Origin of the sequence: Streptomyces sp. NPDC051315 (assembly GCF_044455165.1) — a bacterium.
In the GTDB taxonomy this organism is placed as follows: Bacteria; Actinomycetota; Actinomycetes; order Streptomycetales; family Streptomycetaceae; genus Streptomyces.
The window spans coordinates 1-4136 of the sequence record NZ_JBITEN010000047.1 but is presented as its reverse complement, the minus strand read 5'-3'; the positions used below and the strand labels follow the sequence as shown (position 1 = coordinate 4136).

The window sequence follows — 4136 nt, the reverse complement described above, 5'->3', positions numbered from 1 at the left end:
CACGTCCGCGAGGCCGTCCGGTTCGCCGACGGCATCACCACCCTGGCAGGGAAGGGCGTCACCCGGTTCGTCGAACTGGGCCCCGACGCCACCCTGACCGCACTCGCCCAGAGCTGCTTCCCCGAACTGCCCGGTTCACTGTTCGTGTCGGCCTTGCGCAAGGACCACCCGGAGCGGCTTGCCGTCCTACGGGCAGTCGCACGCCTCCACGCCGACGGAGGTGAGGTCGACTGGGCCGCGGTACTGGGTGGCGATGACACACCCGCGGTGGATCTGCCCACCTACCCCTTCCAGCGCAGCCGCTACTGGCTGGGACCGAACGAGTCCGCCAAGGACGCCCCGGCCGGTCCCGCCCGAGCCTCGGCCGTCATCGACGCCGCCTTCTGGTCCGCCGTCGAGCGACAGGACGTCACGAGTCTGGCCGAGGACCTGGACCTCGCACCGGACGCCCTCGACACGGTGGTTCCCGCCCTGTCGGACTGGTACCGGCGCCAACAGGAGCAGGCGCAACTGGACTCCCTGTGCCACGAGGTTTCCTGGACGCCCCTGACGGGTGAGGACGAGGTGCCCGCCACAGCCGGGGCCGCACGCGCGCACCGCTGGACGGTCCTCGTTCCGGACGACGCGGACGCCACGGTCCGGGCCTTGGCCGACGAACTCGTGGAGGGACTGCGCACCCAGGGGGTGGCGGCGCGGACCAGTGAGGTCGACGCCGCCGATCCCGATGCCTGTGCCGCAGCTCTCCGTACCGCCGCGGAAGCGGTCGGAGTCAGGCACGGCATCCTCTCCCTGCTGAGCTTCTCCGTGTCCACCGACGCCGTCGTCGCGACGCTCACCGCCGTCCAGGCGCTGGCCCGGGCGGTCCCCGGCGCGAAGCTGTGGGCGATCACTCAGGGGGCCGTCACCGTCGGCGGCCCGGACCGCGTCACCCGGGTCTCCCACAGCGCCGTCTGGGGGCTGGGCCGGGTCGCCGCGCTGGAACTCCCCGACCTGTGGGGCGGCCTCATCGACCTCCCCGCGCGGACGGACCAGCGCGTCTGGACGCGTCTGGTGTCGGCGCTGACGCGTCTGGCGCCTGGCGAGGACCAGATCGCCCTGCGCTCCCACGGCATGTTCGGACGCCGCCTGAAGCCCGCCGCACCGCGGCCGGTCTCCGCCGACTGGGCACCGGGCGACGGCGCCGTGCTCATCACCGGTGGCACAGGTGCCCTGGGTGCTCAGGTGGCACGCTGGGCCGTCACGCGGGGCGCCCGCCATCTCCTCCTCGTCAGCCGCCGGGGCGAACGCGCGCCCGGCGCCGTGGAACTCCGCGACGAGCTGGAGCGGTCGGGCGCCCGCGTGACCCTGGCGGCCCTGGACGTCTCGGTCCGTGAGGACCTGGCCGCCCTCCTCGCCGAGCACTCCGTCGACGCGGTGTTCCACGCGGCCGGAACGCTGGACGACGGGACGATCCTCACGACCGGTCCCGACCGGGTGCGGCGCGTGATGGGTCCCAAGGCCGAGGCGGCGCTGCTGCTCGACGAACTGACCAGGGGCACCGACCTCACCGCGTTCACCCTGTTCTCCTCCCTGGCCGGAACCGTCGGCAGCCCCGGACAGGGCGCCTACGCGGCCGCCAACGCCGTGCTGGACGCGCTGGCCGAGCGGCGGCGGGCCGAGGGCCTGCCGGGGACGTCCATCGCGTGGGGACCCTGGGCGGGCGCCGGTATGGCCGCGACCGCCGGCGGCCGACGCCGCGGGCAGGGCGCGGTCACTCCCCTCGCTCCCGAGACGGCGGTGTCGGCGCTGGGAGCGCTGATCGACGCCGGAGTCGCCACCCGACTGGTCGTCGCGGCCGACTGGAACCGCTTCGTGCCCGCGTTCACCGCGGCCCGCCCCAGCGCGCTCCTCGCACCGCTGCGCTCGGCCTCGACGGCCGCTCCCGGGCAGGCAGCGGCCCGTGACGCCGGCACCGCCACGGACAGCCTGCGCTCCCGCGTCAACTCCCTGCCCCGCGCGGCCGGCCGACGTCTCGTCCTGGACGAGGTGTGCGAGCGCGCTGCGACCGTCCTCGGGTACGGCGGGCCCGAACAGGTCGGCCCCGAGCGGACGTTCCGCGACCTCGGCGTGGACTCGCTGATCGCGGTGGAACTGCGGAACGTCCTGGCGGCGGCCTGCGGTGTCGCCCTGCCGGCCACGGCCGTCTTCGACCATCCGACCCCGCAGGACCTCGCCGCGCATCTCTACGGCGAACTCCACGAGGACGCCGAGCCCGGGGAGACGGCCGTCGCCCGCACCACGGGTCCGGCCGACGAGCCGGTGGCGATCGTCGGGATGGCCTGCCGTTTCCCCGGCGGTGTCGACTCGCCGGAGAGTCTGTGGTCGCTGCTGGAGGAAGGGCGCGACGGCATCACCGACTTCCCCGCCGACCGCGGTTGGACCAGCCTGGCCGAGCTCTACGAACGGTACGCACGCCCGGACGACGGCACGCCGGACTCCGACTACGTCCGCCTGGGCGGCTTCCTCGACGACGTCGCCGGGTTCGACGCGGAGTTCTTCGGCATCTCCCCGCGTGAGGCACTGGCGATGGACCCGCAGCAGCGGTTGCTGCTGGAGACCTCGTGGGAGGCGGTGGAGAGGGCGGGTATCGACCCGCGCTCGCTGCGCGGCTCCAGGGTGGGCGTGTTCACGGGCACCAACGGGCAGGACTACCCGGCCCTGCTGAACATCTCGGAGGGGGACTTCGGCGGGTACGTCGGCACGGGTAACGCGGCGAGTGTGATGTCGGGCCGGCTGGCGTACGTGCTGGGCCTGGAGGGTCCGGCGGTGACGGTGGACACGGCCTGCTCCTCTTCACTGGTCGCTCTGCACATGGCGGTGCGGTCGCTGCGGTCGGGGGAGTGTGATCTGGCGCTGGCCGGTGGTGTGACGGTGATGTCGACACCGGGTGCGTTCGTGGAGTTCGCTCGCCAGGGTGGTCTGGCGGGTGATGGCCGGTGCAAGGCGTTCGCGGAGGGTGCGGATGGTACGGGGTGGGGTGAGGGTGTCGGTGTGCTGCTGGTGGAGCGGCTGTCGGATGCGCGGGCGCGTGGTCACCGGGTGTTGGCGGTGGTGCGGGGTTCGGCGGTGAATCAGGATGGTGCGTCGAACGGGTTGACGGCGCCGAACGGTCCGTCGCAGCAGCGGGTGATCCGTGCCGCGCTGGCGGATGCGGGTGTGTCGCCGTCCGACGTGGATGTGGTGGAGGCGCACGGGACGGGGACGCGGCTGGGTGATCCGATCGAGGCGCAGGCGCTGTTGGCGGCCTACGGCCAGGACCGTGAACGGCCTTTGTGGGTGGGGTCGGTGAAGTCGAATCTGGGTCATACGCAGGCGGCCGCGGGTGTGGCCGGTGTGATCAAGATGGTGGAGGCGTTGCGGCATGGTGTGCTGCCGGCGACGCTGCACGTGGACGAGCCGTCCTCCCAGGTGGACTGGACGGTGGGCGCGGTCGAGGTGTTGACGGAGCGTCAGGCATGGCCGTCCGTCGACCGGCCCCGCCGGGCGGGTGTCTCCTCCTTCGGGCTCAGCGGCACCAACGCGCACGTCATCCTCGAACAAGCACCTCAGCAGGAGGCTGAGTACACGCGCGACGACGACGCGATGGTGCCCTGGCTCGTGAGCGGCCGTAGCGAAACGGCCCTGCGGGCCCAGGCCGGCCGTCTCCTCGCGACCCTGGAAGCGCTGCCCAGCGCCGGCCTCGCGGATTTCGCGGGGGCGCTCGCGCGTACCCGGTCGTCGTTCGAGCACCGCGCCGTGGTGATCGCCGCCGACCGGGACGACTTCAGCCGAGAACTGCACACCTTGCATCAGGGCGAAACGGGCCCGCACACCGTTAGGGGCGTCACACGCCATGGCCGTACGGCGTTCCTGTTCTCGGGTCAGGGTGCGCAGCGTCCCGGTATGGGGCGTGAGCTGTACGAGGCGTTCCCGGTGTTCGCCGAAACTTTCGACGCGGTGTGCGCGCACGTCGGGGCGGAGTTGAGGGATGTCGTCTTCGGTGACGATGCGGAGCGGTTGGGGCGTACGGAGTGGACGCAGCCGGCGTTGTTCGCGGTCGGGGTGGCGTTGTTCCGGCTGCTGGAGTCGTGGGGTGTGCGTCCGGACTTCGTGGGCGG

1 protein-coding gene is annotated in these 4136 nt (G+C 72.8%); it reads left to right on the top strand.

Annotated elements, in window-relative coordinates:
- A partial coding sequence (locus ACIBBD_RS38695; RefSeq protein WP_399424704.1) for an SDR family NAD(P)-dependent oxidoreductase occupies positions 1-4136 on the top strand: 4136 nt, incomplete at both ends.